The sequence below is a fragment of the Hoeflea sp. BAL378 genome, from assembly GCF_000759435.1.
Taxonomy (GTDB): Bacteria; Pseudomonadota; Alphaproteobacteria; order Rhizobiales; family Rhizobiaceae; genus Hoeflea.
In genome coordinates this window covers 21,394-43,204 of sequence record NZ_JRJG01000071.1, presented here as the reverse complement: position 1 = coordinate 43,204, position 21,811 = coordinate 21,394, and the positions used below count along the sequence as shown (strand labels likewise).

Here is a 21,811-nt window from a genome sequence, read left to right as displayed (position 1 = left end):
CCTGCACGGTGCCGAGCGCCTTGTTGTCGGAACGCATGGTGGTCGCGATCGACCAATAGGCGGAGTTGTCGGCAGCGCTTTGGACCCTGTAGCCCGAAGAGATACGGTTCTGGGTGGATTCCATATCGGAGTTGATCGAACGAAGGGTCTGCAGGGCAGACATCGCCGAGGCATTGGTCATGATGCTTGTCATAGGGTTGTCCCTTGTTATTACGAGATACTGGAGAGGGACATACCGGGCTTATGTATTTACCGGTCACGGCAGTTCGGCGTCATGCCTGTCGGAACTCTTTTGCTTCACGAAGGAGTTCCTTCCCGTCGTGTTGGCACCATAATCACAGTTCCGACTTTCGAAGTGATTAATCGAAAGGCAAAAAGACCAGGAATTACTATATGGTTAACGACTGATGAAAGAATGCGGGAATCGCGCGCGGGCAACGCGTCGCCGGGGTCCGACCGGTGCCGGCAGGGCGGGTGCACTTCGAAGGAACGGGACAGCGCTTGCCCGCCCGCGCGGACGCCGGCGCTGACTTATCCGCCGTGGCGGACCGTTTCAGACGAAAGAGCGGACCAGACTGCCCACGAGCAGGTTCCAGCCGTCGATCAGGACGAAGAACAGGATCTTGAACGGCAGCGAGATCGCCGTCGGCGGCAGCATCATCATGCCCATCGACATGGTGATGGTGGCCACGACGAGGTCGATGACGAGGAACGGCAGCACGACGAGAAAGCCGATCTCGAAGCCGCGCCGGATTTCGGAGATCATGAAGGCCGGCACCAGAACGCGCAGGTCGATCTTGCCGGCGGTCTCGGTGGACTGGTTGCGTTCGGTGGCGATGTCGATGAACAGGGCGAGATCCTTGGGCCGGGTGTTGGCCAGCATGAACTCGCGGAACGGATCGGCGATCAGCGGAATCGCCTGCGCCTCGGTGATCTGGTTTTCGAGCAGCGGCGTGACGCCCGTCTCCCAGGCCCGGTCGAAGGTCGGCGCCATGACATAGAAGGTCATGAACAGCGCCAGGCTGACCAGGATCATGTTGGCCGGCGTCGTGGCCAGCCCCATGCCCGAGCGCAGGATCGCAAACGCGATGATGAAGCGCGGGAAGCTGGTCACCATGATCAGGATGCCCGGAGCGACCGAGAGCACGGTGAGAAGGCCGAAGGTGCGGATGATCCAGCTTGCGACCGACCCGTCGACCGGGAGCTGCAGCAGGCTGGGGTCTATGCCCTGTGCGTTGGCCGCCGTTGCAAATGCCATCATGGCTGCAAGGGCCGAAAAAAATCGAATCATTCGATCACAAAGGTCCTCAAAAGGAGATCGTTGACGCGGCCCTCGGACCGCAGCTTCACCCGTTCACGCAAATCGTCCCGCAAATACTGAAATCCCCGGGGACCCTCTATCTGCTGAAGCGAGACGGTCCGCAGGTAGGCAAGAATGTCCTGGTGGATCTGATCGGCGAGTTCGTCATCGGTCTCGCCGGTGAACACGAGCGATACCTCGATTCGAATCCAGTTGTCGGAAGGGTATGACAGATTCGTGGTGATCGGCTCAAGCTGAACGAGGTTTTCCCGTGCTTTGATTTCGCCCTCGCCTTCCTTCTCGCCCTCGGCGCCGCCATGGGGCGCTGCGGCCGCCGCGGCCGCCTCCTCCTCGGGCTGGGCCACCTTCGGCGCGAGGATGCCGCCCAGCACCCAGCCGCCGCCGCCGGCGAGCAGGCTCAGAACCAGGACGATCGCGATCGTGACGATCAGGCCGGACTTCTTCTTGCCTGCTCCCTCGGTCTCTTCTTCGGTGTCAGCCATGGGTCAGCCCGTCAGATCGGGGAATAGATGTCGACGAATTGCTGTCCGACCGGCGGCTGCTGCACTTCGGTGAGCCTGCCGCGGCCGCCATAGGAGACGCGCGCCTCGGCGATCTTGTCGTAGGCCACGGTGTTGTTGTGATCGACATCGAGCGGCCTGACGATGCCCGCGACGTTGAGGATGCGCAGTTCGTGGTTGACCCGCACCTCCTGGCTGCCGCTGATGACCAGATTGCCGTTGGGCAGGATGCCGGTCACGACGGCGGCGATGCGCAGGTTGAGCTTCTCGGACCGCGCCGTGGTGCCCTGGCCCTTGGTCTTCGTGTCCGAGCCGTAATTGATGTCGCCCGCGCCGACCGCGCCGATGGCCGGAATGTTGACCCCGAGATTCATGGCGCTGTCGTTGGTGCGGCTGCGGTCGGTGGCATTGTCGAAGCTGGCCCTGTCGTTGATGGCGAGATCGACGGTGAGAATATCGCCGACGCTGACCGCGCGGGCATCCTGGAACAGCTTCGAGCTGCGGTCGTCCCACAACGAAAAACTGCCCGAGCGCTGGGGCGGCTGTTTCGGGTAGGCCGCCATCTGTGGCGTCTCGCCATAGGCGAGGCCGGAACCTACCGGGCTCATCGACGGGGCCTTGCCGATCTCGTTGAAGGTCTGCGAGTTGCAGCCGGCGAGCGAAAGGGCGAGAGCGGTGAAGGCTATTGCCCTGATCATGACGGGTCCTCGGGTTGGTCGGGCGCCGCGGCGCTGGCAATGATGCCGGTCAGGCCGGCGGCCTTGGTCGAATCCATCTCGTTGAGAATGGCGCTCGCAAGCCGCGGGCTGAGTTTCATGATGATCGCCGCGGCGACTTCGGGCCGTACGATCTCGAGCTGCTGGGCGGCCGCGTCCGACTTCATGTTCTTGTAGATGTCGACGAGCTGGGATTCGGCCACGCGCATGAATTCCTCGCGCTTCTTGAGCCAGTCCTGGTACTGCGCCGACCGGTCCTCGAGCCGCTTGAGCCGCTCGTCGACGCCGGCCTGCAGATCCTCGAGCTCCTTCTTCTGCAGAAGGTAGCGCTGGTCGCGCGCGGCATCGGCGATGTTGCCGCAAAAGGCGCGGACGTCCTCTTCCGAGGTCGGAGGCGGCGCCTGCTGCGCCAGCGCTCCCGGCGCGACGAGCCCGAGCACGACGACCGCCGCGGGGCCGAGGCCCCGGACCGCCCTGCCAAGGAGGCTGCGACGGGCGGCGCTCATTGCAGCACCAGTTCGGCATGCAGCGCGCCGGCCGACTTGATGCCCTGCAGGATGGCGATGATGCCGTCGGGCTTGACGCCGATCGAGTTGAGGCCGGCGACCAGCGTGCGCAGGTCCGGCCCGTCGATGATGGCGACCTGCCCGCCCTCGACGCCGGCGGTGATGTCGGTGAGCGGCTCGACCGCGGTCACGCCGTTGGAGAACGGGGCCGGCTGCACGATGGTGGGGGTCTCGGTGATCTGCACCGTGAGCGTTCCATGGGTGACGGCGACGCGGGAGACGCGCACGTCATTGCCGATGACGATGGTGCCGGTGCGCTCGTTGATGACGACGCGGGCCGGCGTGTCGGTCTCGACGATCAGGCCCTCGATTTCCGCGGTCAGCCGCGCAAGGTCTGCCTTTTCCGGCTTGCGCACGGCGATGGTGGTGGAATCGCGGGCCTCGGCGATGGCAGCGCCGTAGCGCGCCTGCGAATAGGCGTTGATCACGTCGGCCATGCCGACGGCGGTGGAGAAATCCGGATTGCGCAACTGGTAGACCAGGCCGCCGACCTGCTTGAAGGTGGCGGGGATTTCGCGCTCGATGATGGCGCCGCCAGGCAGGCGGCCGGCCGTGGCCACGCCCTGCTGCAGGCTCGCCGCGTCGCCCTGGGCGGTGACGGCGGAGACCACGACGGAGCCCTGGGCGACCGCGTAGATCTGGCCGTCGGCGCCGGACATGGAGGTCATCACCAGCGTGCCGCCGCGCAGCGAGGTGGCGTCGCCGAGCGAGGAGACGCTGACGTCGATGCGCGAGCCGAGGCTGGCAAAGGGCGGCAGGTTGGCGGTGACGATCACCGCCGCGACATTGTTGGCGCGCGAGGCGCCGCCTTCGGTGGAAATGCCGAGATTCTGCAGCATGGCGCGCAGCGACTGCTCGGTGAAGGGCGAGTTGCGCAGCCCGTCGCCGGTGCCCTGGAGGCCCACCACCAGGCCGTAGCCGATGAGCTGGTTGTCGCGCGCCGCCTGCAGCGAGGCGATGTCCTTGATGCGCGAGGCGGCGGCGGCGGGTCGCACCCAGCCGAGCTCCGGCGCGACGATGCGATCAAGCCCGGAGCCGGCGAGGCACACAAGGCCAAGCCAGACCGCGGCGATGCGTGCGAGCCTGCCGGTCATTGCGAGGCCACCCGCACGCTGCCGTCGTCCATGACGGTGCCGGAAATAACCACGCCGGATTCGATGTTGCGGACGGTGATGAAATCGCCGACCGCGCCGTTCTTGAGCGGCGTGCCTTCGGCGGTGATGGTCAGGCCGCCGCCGGCGAAGACCAGCTTGACGGTCGCGCCGCGCTCCACCGCCCAGGCGTCACGTAGCACGCCGACCGGAATGGTCCGTCCGGGCAGGAGCGTGCGGGTGGTGACCTTGCCCACAACGTCGGCGGTGATCTCGGCATAGCCGCTGGCGAGATTCGGGTTGGTGACCTCGACCTCGCGCACCAGGCCGGCGACGAGTTCCTCGCCGGGATAGATGGTCCGTTCCGGCACCACAGCGGTGCCCTGCCCGGCCTGCGCCGGCGCCAGGGCGCAGAGCGCGCACGCCAGCACGAAGGCTGCGCGGCAAAGCCGTGTCAAAGCTGATGTGTGGCCAAACGTCATGTTTGCCTTGTCCTTTGTTACCGGAGATTCTTCGAAACGACGGAGGCCATTTCATCGGCGGCCTGGATGATCTTGGAGTTCATCTCGTAAGCCCGCTGCGCCGAGATCAGGTCGGTGATTTCCTTGACCGGATCGACGTTGGAGGCTTCAAGATAGCCCTGCTGGATGCTGGCGAAGCCGGGATCGTTGGGGATGCCGACCGTCGCCGGGCCTGAGGCCGGGGTCTCGCGGAACAGGTTGTCGCCCATCGGCTCGAGGCCCGCCTCGTTGACGAAGCTCGCTAGCGTCAACTGTCCCAGATCCTGCATTTCGGTCTCGTTGCCGATCCGCCCGAAGACCTGGCCCGAGGCCGAGATCACGACCTCGCTGGTGTCGGCGGGAAAGGTGATGCCGGGGACGACGGTGTAGCCGTCGATGGTGACGAGCTGGCCGTCGGCATTGGTGTTGAAGGCCCCGGCCCGTGTGTAGGTGGTGGCGCCGTCGGGCATCTCGATCTGGAACCAGCCGCGGCCGACAAGCGCGAGATCGAGCTTGTTGGAGGTGCCGACCAGGCTTCCCTGGATGTGCAGGTTGCGCACCGCGGAGGTCTGCACGCCGAGACCGATATGCGCGCCTTCGGGCACGATCGCCTGGTTGGAGGCATTGGCGACGCCGGCATTGCGCTCGACCTGGTAGAGAAGGTCGGAAAATTCGGCGCGCGCGCGCTTGAAGCCGGTGGTGTTGATGTTCGCCACGTTGTTGGCGATCACTTCGAGATTGAGCTGCTGGGCATTCATGCCGGTTGCTGCGATGGCCAAGGCCTTCATGGCGATATCCTTAAATTTGCATGCGGGCGATTTCGAGATAGGCGGTGACCAGCTTGTCGCGGATGGCGACGGCGGTCTGCAGCGACTGTTCGGCGGTCATGATCGCGTCGACGACGTCGCGGGTGGCCGCCTCGCCGCGGACGGCGGCGAAGGACTGGCCCTCGGCAACCTTCAGATTGTCCATCACGCCCTCGCCCAGCGACTGCATGACGTCGGCGAAGGACCCGCCGGGCATGGCCGACGCCGCGGTGGCCGCCGTCTGCGACATCGAGGCCGCGCTGGCGACTTCGGTTCCGCCCGCGCCACCCAGGCGCGACAGCGCGGAAGCTGCTCCGATCATGTCAATCATTGTCCGGCCCTCAGGAGATCGATCGTCATCGAGACCAGTTCCCTGGTCTGCTTGACGGTCTGGAGATTGGCTTCGTAAGACCGGTTGGCCTCGCGCATGTCGGCAAGCTCGATCAGCACGTTGACATTGGGCAGCTTGACCATGCCCTTGTCGTCGGCCGCGGGATTGCCCGGATCGTATTCGATGGTGAATTCCCCCGGATCGGTGGCGATCTTGGAGATCTTGGCGCTCGAGGCGCCGAGCGACCGGTCGAGCTCCCAGGAGAAGCTGATGGTCTTGCGGCGATAGGCGTCGGCGCCGGGCGTGTCGCCGGTGGACTGGGCGTTGGCCAGGTTTTCCGACAGGATGCGCATGCGGGTTTCCTGGACGTCCAGACCCGAGGAGGCGATGCGCGAGGCCAGCGAAAGCGGATCGATGACCATCAGCGCCTCACCGTCAGAAGCATCATCCGGTGAAAGGCCTTCACCATGCCGGTGTTGAGCTCGTACATGCGCTTGATCTCCCCTGTCTTGCTCAGTTCATCAGGCAGATTGACCGAATTGCCCGAGGGCTGGACCTCGACGTCGCGGCTGTCGCGGCTGCTGACAGATCCGCGCAGCGCGTCCTCCTGGATATGTCCGGGATGGGTCGCGGCCATCCGCGCCCCGGTCTCCTGGAGCACGGCCTCGAAGGCTGCGACCTCGCGGGTGGCGTAGCCGGGCGTGTTGGCGTTGGCGATGTTGCCTGCGACGACGCTCTGGCGAACGGTCAGCCAGTGCGCCTGTTTGGAGGTCAGATCGAAAAGCTGGATCGGTTGCATGACATGTCTCCGTCCTGTGCAAGTCCGGAAACTAGGCGGTCAATCTTGTGCGTGCCTTGCGAGGAGCCGATTGCCGCAGGATCACGCCGGCGACCGGTCTCAGTTCTGGATCACGTCGCCGTTCGAGGTGACGATGACCCACTGGCCATTGCGCTGCTCGAGCGTGGCGAGGCGCGAATTGTCCGGCAGGACCGAGCCGATGCGGACGATGTACATGCCCGACCGGTCCTCGATGAGGGCGCGGCCGTTGGCGACGTGCAGCAACCGGTACTGCGGCTTGCCGGGGAAGGACTGGTTCGGATCCTCGCTCAGCGAAGCGGACTCGCCGGCCGCCCGGTCTTCGGCATTGGGGACGGTGGCGGTGACGATCGGGTCGAAGGCCGAGGCCGGCGCCGATCCATCCTTCTCATCGGGGATTGCGAGCGGCGAGACATTGACCACGGCGCGGCCGGGGGTCTCGGGCAGGTCCCTGGTGTCGTTGTAGCCCATGGGAGCGATGCCGAAGCTTTCCTGATTGAAGAAGACATACCAGGGAAAGAACGCCGCCGCCGTGGCGAGCAGGAAGCCGGAGACCGCGAAGACGCGATCGCCCGTGCGTTTCGGCTTGGCGACGGGACCGGGCGCGTCGTCATCAGCATCGTCAAAATCGATCGTGTCGGTCACGGTCTGGCCCTTTCCTTGGGGGGCGGCGCGGAGGGGATGCCGGCCGCGGCCTTCATTGCTTCGGCCAGCTCGGCGAAGGCGTCGACGCTGGGCGGTTGTTCGGGGGTCTGGCGCAGGATCTCGTAAATCACCGGCGCCTGCTTTATGGCCATGTCGAGTTCGGCGTCCGATCCGGCCCGGTAGCCGCCGATCAGCCGGAGATCGCGCGTTTCCTCGTAGCGGTGGATCAGCGCCTTGAGCCGCATCACCAGCTTTTCCTCGTCGCCGCGCCAGGCCTTGCGGGCCAGCCGCGAGATCGAGGTCAGCGGATTGACCGGCGGATAGCGGCCCTCGTCGGCAAGCGCGCGGTCGAGCACGAGATGGCCGTCGAGAATGCCGCGGGCGGAATCGGCGACCGGGTCGTTGTGATTGTCGCCGTCGACCAGGATCGAGACGATGGCCGTGATCGCCCCCGACCCTTCCGGGCCAGGTCCGGCGCGTTCGAGCAGGCCGGGCAAGGCGGTGAACACCGAGGCCGGATAGCCGCGGGCCACCGGTGGCTCCCCCGCCGCCATGCCGATCTCGCGCAGCGCATGGGCGAAGCGCGTCAGGCTGTCGACGATCAGCAGCACGTTTTCGCCGGTGTCGCGGAAATGCTCGGCAACGGCCATGGCCGTCAGCGGCGCGAGCTTGCGCTGCATCGGGCTTTCGTCGCTGGTGGCGACCACCGCGACGGTCTTCTTCATGTTCGGGCCGAGCGTGTCCTCGATGAATTCGCGCACCTCGCGGCCGCGCTCGCCGACCAGGGCGACCACCGCGCGGTCGAAATCGGAGGCCTTGGCGAACATCGACAGCAGCGTCGACTTGCCGACGCCCGATCCGGCGAAGATCCCGAGCCGCTGGCCCTGGCAGATCGGCGCGAAGACATCGACCACGCGGATGCCGGTGCGCAGCGGCGCGCTGACCCTCTGGCGCAGCATCGAGGCGGGCGGCGCGCCGGTGACGGTGCGGGCCACGGGCCCCTGCGGCAGCGGGCCGAGCCCGTCGACCGGTTCGCCGAGCGAATTGATGGTGCGCCCGCACCATCCCGCGTCCGGGGAGATGCGGAACGCGCCGCGGCGCCAGACGCGCTCGCCGATGCCGGCCTGAGACGCACCGTCGACCGGACAGGCGACGACCTCGTCGGGGCCGAGGCTCACCACCTCGGCCAGCTTGACCGCATCGCCATGGCGGAAGCCCAGGAACTCGCCGATGCGGACATGGCGCGACAGGCCGGAAATGACGCAGCGTCCCGGGGAGACGGAGGTGACGGTGCCGGAGATGTCGCAGCCGCCGTGGGGCCTGGAAAATTCGCGCACGCTGTCGGCGAGCCTGGCAAGGCCCTGGCGGCCGCTCATCGCAAGGCCTCCGGCACAAATGAGCGGTCAGCGCCCAGACCCACCTGCACGGCACTCATCTGCCGCTGCCCAGCGTCTGGATCGCTTCCTTGAAGATGTCCTCGGTCGCCTTCATCATCGCGGATGCGCTTTCGAACGCGCGCGAGAGCATGATCAGATGGCTCATCTCGGAGACCGGATTGACGTTGGATTCCTCGAGATAGCCCTGCAGCAGGCCGGCGCTGTTGGCGTCGAGCAGAGGTTCGGGCGGAACCGTCGGCACGATTCCGAGCGCGGCCTTGCGCTGGAACCCCTGCGACAGGTCCGCCTCGAACAGGCCGATGGCGCCAAGCCGGACGCCGTCCTGCTCGAGGCCGCCGTCGCGCCCGACCTTCGGCGGCGGGCCGCCCGGATCGAGCTGGATCGGCGCCTCGCCGGGATCCAGGACCGGATAGCCGTTGATATTGACCAGTTGCCCGGTCTCGGTCAGCGAGAAACGGCCGTCGCGGGTGAGCATGTTGCCGGTGGGCGTCTCGATCATGAACCAGGCCTCGCCGCGAATGGCGAAATCGAGCTGGTTGCCGGTGGCGTTCAGGCCGCCATTGGAGGTCTTGAGGAAGTCCTGGCCCTGGTCGACGAAGGAGACATCGGCCACGCCGGTGTCGGCAAGCACTTCGTTGAACTTGACCTCGGTGGCGCGGAAGCCGGTGGTGTTGGCATTGGCGACATTGTCGGCCAGCGTTGTCAGGCGACGCTCAAGCGCGATCTGCGATGAAATGGCGACATAGAGCGAACCCTGCATCAGTGACCTCCGAGTTTGAGATTGTTGATGGTCAGCATCAGCTCCGGAGAGATGCCGAAGCCCGACGAGGAGCTCAGCAACAGGCTCGAATCGACGGAACTGAAGGAGGGGTTTTCGATCTCCCACAGCGCCGTGAAGCGTTGCATGAAGCTGTCGAGCTTTTCGGGATCCTTGAAATCCTCGATATCGATGCGCGCATTGATCATGTCGGCCTGGCGGTCGATGTCCGCTCCGGCGAGCTCGGAGGAGAAGCCGAGCGCGGTCTGCACGACCTGGTAGAGCGCGGTGTCGGCAAGGATGCCGTAGGCCGAGGTGATCTCGGGCGCGTTGCGCTGGAAATAGAGCGCCAGGCGCACGCCGGTGTTGTCTTCGCCGGCCTCCTGCTCCAGCGACAGGCGGTGGTACTTGTCGACCGTGCCCTGCTGCGCCTTGGTGAAGATCGTCGCGGTTTCGCCATGGCGGGCGAAATTGTAGGTCTCGGCGAATTGCTTGTACTTGGAATCGGCGAGCTTGTTGGCGAAGGCATCCTCGTTGTCGACGCCTTCGGTCAGGACCTTGCGCATGAACGCCTTGGCATAGCTCATGTCCTCGAGCCCGTGGGCCTTCATCGCGTAGTTGAACAGGCGCGTGTCGGCCATGAACTCGTCGACGGATTTGATCTCGGAGATCCGCGAAAGGTAATATTCGCTCTCGCGCGCAACCACGGGCTGACTGGCGATCCGGTCGAGCGAGCGCGGCAAATCCCGCGCAATCAGATTGTAGCTGGTGTAAGTGGTCGTCACCGGGGTTACCCTTTCCGATCCGTCAGGGCGCATCGCTCAAGCCCGCCATGGCGCATTTGTCGCGACAGGGCGCAGTCGCCCGCATGCTTGCCCCGGATTAGGCCATCTTGCTTGCGCGAAGCTGTAGGGCGGGGACAAACCGTTAATTAGACGGAGAGATTCAGCTTCACACAAGGCTCACGCCGTACGCAGTAAACAGCATGTCCAATTCGCGCGGTGGTTCATCATGAATATGGTTATCGGCTTTGTGGTTACCCTCGGGTGTATCCTCGGCGGCTTCATGGCTATGGGTGGACACCTGGAGGTGCTCAACCAGCCGTTCGAGCTGATGATCATCGGCGGCGCGGGCGTCGGCGGCTTCATCATGGCCAACCCGGTCAAGACCATCAAGGACACGCTCAAGGCGCTGGGCGAGGCGTTCAAGAACAAGGTCCCCAAGGAACGCGACTATCTGGACACGCTGAGCATTCTCTATTCGCTGATGCGCGACCTCAGGACCAAGAGCCGCAACGAGATTGAAAGCCATATCGACAACCCCGAGGAATCGGAGCTGTTCCAGTCCGCCCCCACTGTTCTCAAGAACAAGGAGCTGACCTCCTTCATCTGCGACTATGTGCGGCTGATCATCATCGGCAACGCCCGCCCGCATGAAATCGAGGCGCTGATGGACGAGGAAATCGAGACCATCTCGACCGACAGTCTCAAGGCCTACAACGCGGTGAGCACGATGGGCGACGCCTTTCCGGCGATCGGCATCATCGCCGCCGTTCTCGGCGTCATCAAGGCCATGGCGGCCATCAACGAATCCCCTGCCATCCTCGGCGGCCTGATCGGCGCGGCGCTGGTGGGAACCATGCTCGGCATCTTCCTGTCCTACTGCCTGATCGGACCGATCGCCACCAACATCAAGATCGTTCGCACCAAGCAGAACCGGCTCTACACCATCGTCAAGCAGACCCTGCTCGCCTACATGAACGGCTCCGTGCCGCAGGTGGCGCTCGAGCACGGACGCAAGACGATCTCGTCCTACGAGCGTCCCTCCATCGACGCGGTGGAGCAGGAAATGATGAACCCCGGCGGCGGCGGCGACGCAAAGGCGGCGTGAGACAATGAGCGCAGAAGCAGCCCCCGAAAGCCCGCAAGGCCCGGCCCAGTTCGATCCGCAACTGCTCGATCTGATGACCGGAGCGAAAGGCAGCGCCGCAACGATCGAGGCCAAATGCCAGACCCTGATGCAGGCGCTCGGCCCGATGCTGGCGACGGCGTTCGAAAAGGCGACCGGCGTCGAGATCGACGCCCGTCCGGGCGCGATCCGGCAGGGCCGGCGGCGCGAACTGCTCTCGGAGCTGATCACCGACGCGGTCTATTGCGAAACCACCATCGCCGGCTGGTCGAAGGAGATCGCCAGCCTGTGCGGGACCAAGCTGATCATCGGCCTGGTCGAATGCCTGCTCGGCGGCAACGACCCCGACCAGCTCGACATCGTGGCGCGGCCGCTTTCGGGAATCGAGCTCGACATGTCGCTGGTGGTGTTCGAGCAGCTCAACGACAGCCTGCGCACGCTGGTGTCGGCCGACCCGAAGGCCAAGGCCAGCGTGGCCAGGCCGCAGCTCGACCTGCGCGAAGAGATCGATGACCCGTTCCCGAATTTCCACGCCGCGGCGATGACGCTGGAGATCGGCTTCGGCGCCGTCGTCGCGCCGCTGATCCTGATCCTGCCCCAGGCGCTCCTGCTCAAGGCGAAAATCACCGCGCCCGCGCAGGGCAAGAAGGCGAGCGCCAGCGCGCTCGACTGGACCGAACGGCTGAGCGACCGGGTGTCCCAGTCGCAGATCAGCCTGCAGGCGGCGGTGGCGCTGGCGCCGCTTCCGCTGGGCGAGATCAGCCGTCTGCAGGCGGGCGACCTGATCGCCTTCGCCGACACGGGCGACATCGCCGTGACGCTCAGCGCCAACGGCAAGCCGCTCTACACCTGCGCGCTCGGCCGGGCCGGAACACGCTACATGGTCAAGGTCGAAGGGCCGGCGGGACCGGACGAAAACTGGAAAACAGATTTCGCATGAAGATGGACCCCGGGGCGCGTCGAGGCAGGCTCCGGGCAAGCTTGAAACGGGATAAGGGCATATGGCGGGCGAAAACGCATTTGATGGTGACGCCGATCCGATGGCGCAAGGCGACGGCGCGATTGACGGGGCCATCGATGAGCTTCGCGGAGTATTGAAGAAAGACGCCGGCGAGAAACCGGTTGTCACGAATGAAAGCGTGGATGGCATGGGTGGCTCAGCGGCCTTCGGTTCTGATTTTGGCGCGGATTTCGCCGACGGCGACGCCGCGGGCGACGTCAACGACCCATTCAACATCGGCGATGCGCCGGATCTCGGCATGCCGGGCCTCGGCGGCGCGGCCTTTGGCGGCGATTTCGGCGCCGATGCCGGACTCGGCCATGATTTCGCCGCCGAACCCGCCGCCCATGCCGGCGTCAAGACCGGCGCCACCGGCACCACCAGCCGGCTAGACCTCGTGATGGGCATTCCCATCGACGTGCAGATCATCCTCGGCTCGAGCCGGATGGCGGTCTCCTCGCTCATGAACCTGCAGGAAGGCGCCACCATCGCGCTCGACCGGAAGATCGGCGAGCCGGTCGAGATCATGGTCAACGGCAAGCTGATCGGCCGCGGCGAAATCACGGTGCTGGATTCCGACGACACCAAGTTTGCGGTGCGCATCATCGAAGTGATTGGCGAAGAACGGAAGAAGTCCAGCTGACATGGCAATTTACGGCGAGTTCGACACGGCAAACGCAGAAAACACCGCGCTGACGCCGTCGGAAAAGGCGGCGGCGGTGCTGCTGGCCATGGGCAAGCCGGTGGCCGGCAAGCTGCTGAAGTTCTTCGAATACGAGGAACTGCAGGAAATCATCAAGAAGGCGCAGAACCTGCGCACCATCAAGCCGCAGGAACTGGTCGAGCTGGTCAACGAATTCGAGGACCTGTTCAGCGAAGGCACCGGCCTGATGGACAACGCCAAGGCGATGGAAGGCATTCTCGAGGAAGGCCTGACCCCCGACGAGGTGGACGGTCTTCTCGGGCGGCGCACCCAGTTCGAAAGCTACGAGACGTCGGTCTGGGACCGGCTGCAGGATTCCGATCCCGACCGGGTGGGCCGCTTCCTGCAGAACGAGCACCCACAGACCGCCGCCTACATCGTTTCGATGCTGCCGACGGGCTTTGCCGGGCGGACGCTGATGCGGCTGCCCGAGCAGGTCCGGGTCGACATCGTCCGGCGCGCGGTCGAGCTCAAGAACGTCAATCCGCGCGCCGCCGAGATCATCGAGACGCGCGTGCGGGAACTTGTCGCCGAGATGGAGGCCGAACGGGCCAGCACCGGGGCGGTGAAGGTCGCCGAAATCATGAACGAGCTGTCCAAGCCCGATGTCGAATCGCTGCTGGGCGCGCTCGAGACCGCGTCCAAGACCGCCGTCGCCAAGGTGCGTCCGCGCATCTTCCTGTTCGACGACATCGTGCAGATGCCGCAGCGCAGCCGCGTCACCCTGCTCAACGACATCTCCGGCGACATCATCACCACGGCCCTGCGCGGCGCCGACAACACGCTGCGCGAAGCCCTGCTGTCGGCGATCGGCGCCCGCCAGCGCCGGATGATCGAATCCGACCTCGCCGCGGGCGATGCGGGCGTCAGCACGCGCGAGATCGCGGTCGCCCGGCGCACCATCGCGCAGGAGGCGATCCGGCTCGCCGGCCTCGACCAGCTCACGCTGCGCGATCCGAATGCGCCGGCGCCGGCCGCCGCCGAAGCCCAGGCCGAAGCGGCGTGAGTCTGAGCCCCGATGGCTGACGGCGAGGACAAAGACAGCAAAACTGAAGAACCGACAGAGAAAAAACTCCGCGACGCGGTGGACAAGGGCAATGTGCCCTTCAGCCGGGAAGTGCCGATCTTCGCCTCGGTACTGGGAATGCTGATCTATCTTGTGTTCTTCCTGCCCGGCCGCGCCGGGCATTTTACTGAGGCGCTGAGGGATCTGTTCGAACAGGCCGACGGATGGCGGCTGGAGAACGGCGGCGACGCGCTGGCGCTGTTCCAGGTGCTGTTCTTCGAGGCGGGCGCGGTGCTGCTGCCGGCCTTCGCGCTGCTGATCGGCTTCGGCATCGCCGCCTCCGTGCTGCAGAACATGCCGAGCCCGGTGTTCGACCGGGTCCAGCCCAAGCTCGAGCGGATCTCGCCCGCCAAGGGATTTGGCCGGATCTACGGCGCCAAGGGCATGGTGGAATTCGCCAAATCGATGTCCAAGATCGTCATCGTCTCGGCGATCGTCACGGCGGTGATGCGGGAGGATTTCTTCCGCTCGCTCGACTACATGTTCATGGACCCCACCCTGGTGGCGCCCGACATCTCCCGCCTTGCCGGCAAGGTGATCGTGGTGGTGCTGATCTGCACGGCGACGCTGGCGATCCTCGATCTGTTGTGGACCCGCTATAGCTGGAACGCCGATCTCAGGATGAGCAAGCAGGACATCAAGGACGAACTCAAGCAGTCCGACGGCGATCCGATCCTCAAGGCGCGGCAGCGCTCGCTGGCGCGCGACCGCGCCCGCCGCCGGATGATCGCCGAGGTGCCGCGCGCCACGCTGGTGATCGCCAACCCGACCCACTATGCCGTGGCCCTGCGCTATGTCCGCGAAGAAGGCGGCGCGCCGGTGGTCATCGCCAAGGGCCAGGACCTGATCGCGCTGAAGATCCGCGAAGTGGCCGAAGCCCATGGCATTCCGGTGTTCGAGGATCCGCCGCTCGCACGCTCCATGTTTGCGCAAGTCTCGGTGGATAATTTCATTCCCGCGGTGTTCTACAAGGCTGTGGCCGAGCTGGTGCACCGGATCTACGCCGTCAAGTCGAAATCCAAACCTGCGGGCGCGCTTTCATGAGACAGAACGAGTATTCGGCCGAATGGGAAAAGATCGTCGCGGACGCCATCTGCGCGGTCGCCTCGGAAATGCGGCTGATCGACGTCGCCGACCTGATCTCGATGCTGCGCTTCGAGCGGCACGCGGATCTCGCCGACCTGGTGGCTTCGGCCGCCGAGATGTTCTTCCTGCCCGGAACCATCAAGCTCGGCATCGGCGGGGATTACAACCTGGACTGGGGCGGCCCGCCGCAAGTGGTGCTCGACCTGGAAATCCGGCCGCGGGGGGTGACGATCTATGCGCGCCTGACGCTGGAGCAGGATTATGCCGGCGTAGAGATCAATCATATCGACTTTGACGCGCCGCACGACAATCCCCATGACAACGCCCTGCTGCTGGCCAGCAGCCTGCGCGCCGCGGCGTTCCGGCCGTTCCTGCAGGCCCACCAGATCGCCCGGCCCGCCGCTTGAGGTGACTTGCGCCGACCCGGTGCAGGGCGCTGCTGCATCCTGATGCGGCGCTCGCCATCCCAAGCAAGCTTCGGCACCGCCGATCGGATGGTCCGGCCGGATGCGCGACACTCGCCTGAGCGTCAGCCGGCTCCGGTCAGGCGATGATGCCGAGGCGGATCGCCTTGGCGATGGCCTGGATCCGGTTGACGGCATTGAGCTTCGTGGTGGCGGATCCCAGATAGGCGTTGACGGTGTGAACCGACAGATTGAGCCGCTCGCCGATCGCCTCGCTCTTCATGCCGTTGCCGACGAGCTGCAGGCACTCGATTTCCCGCTCGTTGAGCTTGTCGGACTGGGAGGCGCCGCCGAAGGCGAGCCTCAGCTTCTCGCGCATGACGCCGAGCGATTTGCGGTGCATGTCGATGAGCAGGTCATTGTCCATGGCGGCCCGCACCGAGAAGAAGATCACATAGCCGTTGCCCATGGCGCCCAACTGCGCGGGCAGGGCCAGATCGATTCCCTGACCGTCGGGAACATGAACCGTCAGCGCGGGCGAGACGTCGTGCATCTGCGTCTTGTGCGGGGTGAAAATCACCGGCCGTGGCGACAGGGCGAGATGCGACAGCAGGAAAGCCGCCTGGGCCTGCATCAGCCCGTCGACGAAGGCGTCGCTTCCCGGGCTCTGTATTCCGCATTCGAGGCGGCCCGGAGTCAGCAGCGTCTGCGCCTGGGCGGTCAGCACCGCAAAGCCCTCGCTGGCGCAGAGCCGCTGCATGATGACGAGCTTGGGGAACAGATCAGCCGTGGAGCCCGCCCCTCCGCTCGCTCCGCCCTGGGAGAGATGCTGAACCCGATCCTGGCCGGATGGAATAAGGTGTGATGTTCCGTATGCCATCATGAATGCTCCCTTGTTATATAATTCGCTGCCGCACAGCGAAGGCAACCGCTTCTGAGCGTGTTTTTGCTCCAGTTTTGTTCATGATACTGGTGATGTAATTGTTGACGGTGTTGCGTGAGATTCCGATGATCAGCGCGATTTCGTCGCTGGTCTTGCCTTCGCCGATCCAGGAAAGACACTCGACTTCCCGGTCGGTCAGATCGGAGAGCGTGTCGTTGGTTGAGACCACTTCCGGAAAGCGCGAGGTGAAATAGGCCGCCGCGAGCGCGACATCGCGAAGACGGTCATGCGACAGGAAGGCGTCCTTGGCGAACAGCAGAGCCAGGACCATCCGGGCATGGCCCGCATTGTACGGGATCAGGCAGACGCGCTGGGAGAACTCCTCCGGCAGGCCGACCGACCGGTCGATGTCCTGAAAGGCCGGCTCGAAGGCCTGCAGACAGCGGCGGATCTCGCTGGTCCGGGCCTGGCCGTCGACCAGCGCCGCGCCAAAGGTGCGCACCAGGTCGAAGGGCCAGTTCGAGGTGACGATGAAATCATGATGCCGGTCGAGGAAGAGATCGGTGCGGGCCAGAAGATAGCACCGGGCGCCGGCATAAGCGCAGACAAGATCCATGCCGCCTGTAATCTGGCCGCAGCTTTCCTTGGATTCGAGATCCTGTATAAACGCACCGCGCGCAATCATTCGGTCCCCTTTCGCCGGTGTTGGCGCGTATTCGATGCGCGCCTCCAAAGAACAACCCTGACTCCGGTATGCCTCAGTCTGACCGCAAGGCCGCCCCTGAACTTCACCCCGGAACCACGCCCCCGCCATGGTTACCCCGCATGACGAATCAGCGAATCAATCCATCAATTGTTGCAGTGTGACCCAGGCGACCCCAAAAACATATAACCATTATCTGGGACTTTACGGATTGCTTTTTAGCTGAAGCTAATCGAATCAGATGCGCGCACGCCGGCCGCCCTGGCGAAGGCGTCCGGCGTGAAGTTGCTGACCGATGACGGGAAATGCTGGCGGGGCCCTGCCGAGGCCCGGCCGCAGGCGCGGATCACGCCGCTTCGCTGGAGGCCCAACTGCGGAGGATCTTGGCCGCCCGCTCTTCGTTGATCTCGACCATGCGGGCCAGGCGCCGTTCCGGGCCTTCCTTGACGCGGCGGTTGAAGGTGCCTGACTGCTCGAGCTCGAGCTCGGAATCGGTCTCTTCGCCGAAACCGAAGTCAGCGCCGAAGCCTTCCATCGGCATGGTGTTGGCGCCGCCCAGCGCCGCCGGCGAGAAATCGGGCAGCTCCAGGCCGTCTTCCAGGCCGTCTTCCGCGTCGGCTCCGCCGCCGGCGATCATCCGGTTGTTGCGCATCAGCGGGCGGAAGCCGAACAGGATGAGCAGCACGGCCACGGTGATGAAGGCGACCGCGTTGATGATGGTGCCGAGCTGCGTTTTCAGCGTGTCGACGAAGCCGGGCTGGGTCGCCGAGTCGACGAGCAGCTCGTTGGCCAGGAATTCCATCATGGTGACGGTGGCGCGATCGCCCCGCTCGGCATCGACGCCCGCGGCGGTGGCGACGACCTTTTCAAGCTCGGCGATGTAGGCCGCGGTCTGTTCGGGCGTCGGCGTGCCGCCGAGCATGGCGTTGATCCGCTCCTTGTTGACCACGACGGCGATCGACAGGCCCTCGACGCTGTAGCTGTTGCGGACCGTGGAGACGGTCTTCGAGTTGATCTCGAAATTGGTCTGCTCTTCCTTGCGTTCGGCCAGTTCGCTCGACTGCGGACCCGCGCCTTCGCCGGCCCCGGGCTGCTGGTCGGGAATGTTCTGCTGAACGGTGGCGGGCGCGTCGGTGGACGACTGGTTGGACTTCTGGTTCTCCCGCGTCACGCGGGTGGAGCGCTCGACCCGGGATTCGGGATCGTAGATGGTTTCCTGGATCTGCTGGCTGTCGGTGTTGACTTCGGCGCTCACGCTGGCGCGGAAATTCTCGACGCCCAGGAACGGCGCCAGCGCCTTTTCGATATTGGCCTCGACCTCGTTCTGGACCAGTTGCACGATCGAGAGCGACTTGTTGAGGCTCGAATTGGAGAAGTCGTCGCCCGCGGCCAGCAGTTTGCCGGTGGCGTCGAGAACGGTGACTTCATCGACATTGAGGCCCGGGACGGAGGCTGCGACCAGGTGGCGGATCGAATCGGCGGTGCGCGGCGCCAGATTGTTGCCGGTGCGCACCATCACCGAGGCCGAGGGGCGCTGGTCGCCGCGGCGGAAATTGCCGCGGTCGGCCATGACGATGTGAACCCGCGCCGCCGAGATGCCGTTGATCGACTGGACGGTGCGGGCAATCTCGCCCTCGAGCGCGCGCACCCGTGTGATTTCCTGCATGAAGCTCGTCAGGCCGAGCGATCCCACCTGGTCGAACAGCTCGTAGCCGGCGGTGTTGGACGAGGGCAGCCCGCGTTCCGCCAGCAGCATCCGCGCCCGGCCGGTGAGGCCGGCCGGCACCGTCACCGAGGTCCCGTCGGAGCCGGTGGCGAAATCGATATTGGCTTCGGCAAGCACCAGGCTGATCTGGTTGACGTCCTCGCCCGTGAGACCGATGTAGAGCGTCTCGCGGGTGGGCTTGTTGAGAAAGATGGCGGCGCCGAGGATCAGCATGACCGACAGGACGCCGACAAGGCCGAGTCCCATCAGTTTCGCCTGACCCAGGCCAGCCAGGTTCTTCGTGAATAGGGACAGCTGGTTCAACAGATTCATTCTGTATCCGCGCTCAATAGGGTCAGGCCGGCCAGGATGACCGGTACGCTCACCCTAGGCGGCGAAACTTGCGCGAAAGTGATCGACGGCCGGAAAGGCCGCGCGGCGCGGTCCGGCAGCACCGTCCCATGGCGCCTTCGGGCGCGGCGGCGTCAGAAGAAATCGAGATCCCCCGAGGCCTTCTGGTAGACTTCGGCGGAATGGGGCGCCTGGATCGATGCCCTCAGGCGGCGCTTCATGTCTTCGAGCGTGATCAGGTTGAGCGCGGTGGTGATGTCGATGAGCTGCCCGGAATCGAGCCGCTCGCCGATGCCGTCAATGAAGTTCGCCAGGCCGCGGGCCTTCTGCACGGCAAGATCGATGCCCTGCATCACCCGCATGTGATCGGGAGAGGCCAGGAATTCGGTGGAGCGGCCATTGGACAGGAGCGGCTCGAGCCGCTCGATCAGTTCGGCGACGTCAACGATTTCCAGGCTGATGCGCGACATCACCTCGTAGAGGGGTTCGTGCAGATCGCCGCCGGCGTCGATGGACGATTTCGTCATGGGGCGAACTCCTTAGAAAAACTCGATCGACGTGTCCGCCGGCTTCGGTACAACAATGCGTGGCGGCGCGGTCTCGAGGGCCACCGTCTTCTGCGTCTCTGCGCCCGAGAGAGGATACTGGCGGGCGCGGCCGCTGACGGGATAATATTCGAGCTTGCGCCCGACGTCCCCGCCGGTGTTGCTGCCGACGACGCGGATGCCTTCGTCGCTCAGGAACTGGTGCGCGAATTCCGCGTTCTTCTCGCCGACATTGGAGAAGCCGGAAATCGTCTTGGCGCCGCCGATGATTTTGGCCTCCAGCCGCTCGCGACGGGCGCCCTGCTTGAGCAGGCCGTTGATCAGCAGCTCCATCAGATGGACGCCGTAGCGGGTCGCCTCGCCCCCCGAGCCGGTGCCCTGGCCGGGCAGCAGGAAGTGATTCATGCCGCCGACACCGGCCACCGGATCGCGCATGCATGCGGCAATGCACGAGCCCAGAATGGTCGACAGCACCACTTCCGGGTCATTGGTGACCTTGTACTCACCCTGAATCACATGAATTCTGCGAAACTGAATGTCTGCGCTCACTTCAACGCCCCAAACACGGCCTCGATGGCTGCTCTCATCTTTTCAATGGTGAAGGGCTTAGCGAGAACGTTGTTGGCGCCCAGCGCCGCGGCCTTCTGCACCAGCGCCCGGTCGCCCTGGGCGGTCAGCATGATGAAGGCCGCCCGCTTGGTCGCCGGATTGCTGCGGACTGCCTGCAGCAGGCCCAGGCCATCCATCTTCGGCATGTTGAAGTCCGAAATCACCAGGTGGTGGGGCTGCTGGTTCATGATCTTGGCGCCCTGTTCGCCATCCCCAGCCACCGTGATCTGGGTGAACCCGAGTTGCTGAAGCGCATCGCCGAGCAGGAGCCGGCTGGTCACCTGATCATCAACTATGAGAACCTTGATCTTCTGTGCAATGGACATCATGCGACCCTATCTTTGCGAGAGGTTATGGTTGTGGACTTGAGGATTTCCTCGCCAATGAGGTTGAGCGGCAACTGGATCCCGACGGCGCCGATCTCCTGAGCCACCCGCGGCATTCCGTAGACCACGCAGGTTTTTTCGTTTTGACCGATGGTGGTGGCGCCGGCCTGGCGCATCTTGAGAAGACCGGCTGCGCCGTCGCGGCCCATCCCGGTCAGGATGACGCCGACGGCCTTCGCTCCGGCGAGAATGGACACGGAATTGAACAGGACATCGACCGACGGCCGGTGGCCGTTGACGGGATCGCCGTCGGTCAGAATGCAGCGCGGCGCCAGTTGGTTGGAGATTTCCATGTGGCGGTTGCCGCCGGGCGCCAGATAGATGCGGCCGATCTCGAGCCGGTCGCCGTCCTCGGCTTCCTTGACCTGCGGCGCGCAGAGCCGGTTGAGCCGTTCGGCGAAGCTCTTGGTGAAGGTCGCCGGCATGTGCTGGGTGATGACGGTCGGCGGACAATTGACCGGAAACTTGGTCAGCACCGCGATCAGCGCCTCGACGCCGCCGGTGGAGGCGCCGATGGCGATGATCTTGCGCGACGGCTGATAGTCGCTGGGCGCCGCATAGGCGGGCGTTGCGGCGGCGGGCGCATGCTCGACCGTGGCGGCTTCGGGCAGGTGGCGCTGCGAGCGCGCGGCGGCCTTGACCGTTTCGGCGAGATGGGCAAAGGGCGCCGGATCGCCCGGCAGCGGCTTGCCGACGCAGTCGAAGGCGCCCAGTTCCAGCGCGGCCAGCGTGGCTTCCGCGCCGCGGTTGGTCAGCGTCGACACCATGATCACCGGCATCGGCCTGAGCTTCATGATCTTCTCGAGGAAATCGATGCCATTCATGTTGGGCATCTCGACATCGAGCGTGATCACATCGGGATTGAGCTGCTTGATGGCGTTGCGGGCCTCCATGGCGTCGCCGGCCTCGCCGACAACGTCAATGCCCGGATCGCTCCGCAGCACCGCCTTGATCAGGCCGCGCATGGTGGGCGAATCGTCGACAACAAGGACGCGCGCTTGCGGTGTCATGACGG

Annotated in this window: 27 protein-coding genes and 1 pseudogene; 6 read left to right on the top strand and 22 right to left on the bottom strand. The window is 65.0% G+C overall.

Annotated features, from left to right (window positions below; translation table 11 throughout):
* The 15 genes and pseudogenes from LL06_RS15975 to LL06_RS15905 all read right to left on the bottom strand — a co-directional run.
* Nucleotides 1–193 (bottom strand): annotated as a pseudogene (locus LL06_RS15975) (flagellin); the annotation flags it as partial.
* Nucleotides 194–553: 360 nt separating this feature from the next.
* Complete coding sequence (gene fliP, locus LL06_RS15970) at nt 554–1,291, bottom strand: flagellar type III secretion system pore protein FliP (RefSeq protein ID WP_035528991.1); 738 nt, start codon at nt 1,289–1,291, stop codon at nt 554–556.
* Entirely contained in the window at nt 1,288–1,803 is a 516-nt protein-coding gene (locus tag LL06_RS15965; protein WP_035528989.1) for a flagellar basal body-associated FliL family protein, read from the bottom strand. The genes fliP and LL06_RS15965 overlap by 4 nt, the downstream gene beginning before the upstream one ends.
* Before the next feature lie 11 nt (nt 1,804–1,814).
* Nucleotides 1,815–2,519, bottom strand: coding sequence for a flagellar basal body L-ring protein FlgH (gene flgH, locus LL06_RS15960; protein ID WP_052161633.1), 705 nt, complete (start codon nt 2,517–2,519; stop codon nt 1,815–1,817).
* A complete protein-coding gene (locus LL06_RS15955; protein WP_035528987.1) occupies nt 2,516–3,043 on the bottom strand; it encodes a MotE family protein in 528 nt (175 codons plus the stop codon). The genes flgH and LL06_RS15955 overlap by 4 nt, the downstream gene beginning before the upstream one ends.
* On the bottom strand, nt 3,040–4,197 hold the full coding sequence (locus tag LL06_RS15950; RefSeq protein WP_081964015.1) for a flagellar basal body P-ring protein FlgI: 1,158 nt from the start codon (nt 4,195–4,197) through the stop codon (nt 3,040–3,042). Before LL06_RS15950 ends, LL06_RS15955 begins: the two co-directional genes overlap by 4 nt.
* Nucleotides 4,194–4,676, bottom strand: a complete 483-nt coding sequence (flgA, locus tag LL06_RS15945; protein WP_052161632.1) for a flagellar basal body P-ring formation chaperone FlgA — start codon at nt 4,674–4,676, stop codon at nt 4,194–4,196. Before flgA ends, LL06_RS15950 begins: the two co-directional genes overlap by 4 nt.
* A 17-nt stretch (nt 4,677–4,693) precedes the next feature.
* Entirely contained in the window at nt 4,694–5,482 is a 789-nt protein-coding gene (gene flgG / locus LL06_RS15940; RefSeq protein ID WP_035528983.1) for a flagellar basal-body rod protein FlgG, read from the bottom strand.
* Between the two features lie 10 nt (nt 5,483–5,492).
* Nucleotides 5,493–5,831, bottom strand: coding sequence for a flagellar hook-basal body complex protein FliE (locus tag LL06_RS15935; RefSeq protein ID WP_035528981.1), 339 nt, complete (start codon nt 5,829–5,831; stop codon nt 5,493–5,495).
* Nucleotides 5,828–6,247, bottom strand: coding sequence for a flagellar basal body rod protein FlgC (gene flgC / locus LL06_RS15930; protein WP_035529017.1), 420 nt, complete (start codon nt 6,245–6,247; stop codon nt 5,828–5,830). Before flgC ends, LL06_RS15935 begins: the two co-directional genes overlap by 4 nt.
* 5 nt (nt 6,248–6,252) lie before the next feature.
* Nucleotides 6,253–6,630, bottom strand: coding sequence for a flagellar basal body rod protein FlgB (gene flgB, locus LL06_RS15925; RefSeq protein WP_035528979.1), 378 nt, complete (start codon nt 6,628–6,630; stop codon nt 6,253–6,255).
* A gap of 99 nt (nt 6,631–6,729) precedes the next feature.
* On the bottom strand, nt 6,730–7,293 hold the full coding sequence (locus tag LL06_RS15920; RefSeq protein ID WP_244447155.1) for a flagellar protein: 564 nt from the start codon (nt 7,291–7,293) through the stop codon (nt 6,730–6,732).
* Nucleotides 7,290–8,669: a flagellar protein export ATPase FliI gene (gene fliI, locus LL06_RS15915; RefSeq protein ID WP_035528977.1), complete on the bottom strand. Its 1,380-nt coding sequence runs from the start codon at nt 8,667–8,669 to the stop codon at nt 7,290–7,292. Before fliI ends, LL06_RS15920 begins: the two co-directional genes overlap by 4 nt.
* Before the next feature lie 55 nt (nt 8,670–8,724).
* Nucleotides 8,725–9,450: a flagellar basal-body rod protein FlgF gene (gene flgF / locus LL06_RS15910; protein ID WP_035528976.1), complete on the bottom strand. Its 726-nt coding sequence runs from the start codon at nt 9,448–9,450 to the stop codon at nt 8,725–8,727.
* Entirely contained in the window at nt 9,450–10,232 is a 783-nt protein-coding gene (locus tag LL06_RS15905) for a DUF1217 domain-containing protein (RefSeq protein ID WP_035528973.1), read from the bottom strand. Before LL06_RS15905 ends, flgF begins: the two co-directional genes overlap by 1 nt.
* Nucleotides 10,233–10,458: 226 nt before the next feature.
* Between LL06_RS15905 and motA the strand changes: the two genes are divergently transcribed.
* The 6 genes from motA (at nt 10,459) to LL06_RS15875 (ending at nt 15,617) form a co-directional block, all read left to right on the top strand.
* Nucleotides 10,459–11,337, top strand: coding sequence for a flagellar motor stator protein MotA (motA, locus tag LL06_RS15900; RefSeq protein WP_035528970.1), 879 nt, complete (start codon nt 10,459–10,461; stop codon nt 11,335–11,337).
* A gap of 4 nt (nt 11,338–11,341) precedes the next feature.
* The gene (locus LL06_RS15895; RefSeq protein WP_035528967.1) at nt 11,342–12,295 is read left to right on the top strand and encodes a FliM/FliN family flagellar motor switch protein; all 954 of its coding nucleotides are present in this window, start codon (nt 11,342–11,344) and stop codon (nt 12,293–12,295) included.
* Nucleotides 12,296–12,503: 208 nt separating this feature from the next.
* Complete coding sequence (gene fliN, locus LL06_RS15890) at nt 12,504–12,998, top strand: flagellar motor switch protein FliN (RefSeq protein WP_345775684.1); 495 nt, start codon at nt 12,504–12,506, stop codon at nt 12,996–12,998.
* Nucleotide 12,999: 1 nt separating this feature from the next.
* Entirely contained in the window at nt 13,000–14,064 is a 1,065-nt protein-coding gene (locus tag LL06_RS15885; protein ID WP_035528962.1) for a flagellar motor switch protein FliG, read from the top strand.
* Between the two features lie 12 nt (nt 14,065–14,076).
* Nucleotides 14,077–15,168, top strand: a complete 1,092-nt coding sequence (gene flhB / locus LL06_RS15880) for a flagellar biosynthesis protein FlhB (protein ID WP_035528959.1) — start codon at nt 14,077–14,079, stop codon at nt 15,166–15,168.
* Nucleotides 15,165–15,617, top strand: coding sequence for a hypothetical protein (locus tag LL06_RS15875; RefSeq protein WP_035528957.1), 453 nt, complete (start codon nt 15,165–15,167; stop codon nt 15,615–15,617). Before flhB ends, LL06_RS15875 begins: the two co-directional genes overlap by 4 nt.
* A 136-nt stretch (nt 15,618–15,753) precedes the next feature.
* On the opposite strand, the gene LL06_RS15870 is transcribed toward LL06_RS15875, so the two are convergent.
* From LL06_RS15870 to LL06_RS15840, 7 genes are all read right to left on the bottom strand, one after another.
* Nucleotides 15,754–16,497, bottom strand: a complete 744-nt coding sequence (locus tag LL06_RS15870; protein WP_081964013.1) for a LuxR C-terminal-related transcriptional regulator — start codon at nt 16,495–16,497, stop codon at nt 15,754–15,756.
* 13 nt (nt 16,498–16,510) lie between these two features.
* Entirely contained in the window at nt 16,511–17,182 is a 672-nt protein-coding gene (locus LL06_RS15865) for a helix-turn-helix transcriptional regulator (protein WP_161784985.1), read from the bottom strand.
* A gap of 364 nt (nt 17,183–17,546) precedes the next feature.
* Nucleotides 17,547–19,238: a flagellar basal-body MS-ring/collar protein FliF gene (fliF, locus tag LL06_RS15860; RefSeq protein WP_035528955.1), complete on the bottom strand. Its 1,692-nt coding sequence runs from the start codon at nt 19,236–19,238 to the stop codon at nt 17,547–17,549.
* Nucleotides 19,239–19,390: 152 nt separating this feature from the next.
* Nucleotides 19,391–19,783 carry a hypothetical protein gene (locus LL06_RS15855; protein ID WP_035528953.1) on the bottom strand — a complete coding sequence of 131 codons (393 nt, stop codon included), beginning with the start codon at nt 19,781–19,783 and terminating at the stop codon, nt 19,391–19,393.
* 12 nt (nt 19,784–19,795) lie between these two features.
* Complete coding sequence (gene cheD, locus LL06_RS15850; RefSeq protein WP_035528951.1) at nt 19,796–20,350, bottom strand: chemoreceptor glutamine deamidase CheD; 555 nt, start codon at nt 20,348–20,350, stop codon at nt 19,796–19,798.
* Entirely contained in the window at nt 20,347–20,736 is a 390-nt protein-coding gene (locus LL06_RS15845) for a response regulator (protein ID WP_035529008.1), read from the bottom strand. Before LL06_RS15845 ends, cheD begins: the two co-directional genes overlap by 4 nt.
* A complete protein-coding gene (locus tag LL06_RS15840; RefSeq protein ID WP_035528949.1) occupies nt 20,736–21,806 on the bottom strand; it encodes a chemotaxis response regulator protein-glutamate methylesterase in 1,071 nt (356 codons plus the stop codon). Before LL06_RS15840 ends, LL06_RS15845 begins: the two co-directional genes overlap by 1 nt.
* Nucleotides 21,807–21,811: the final 5 nt, after the last annotated feature.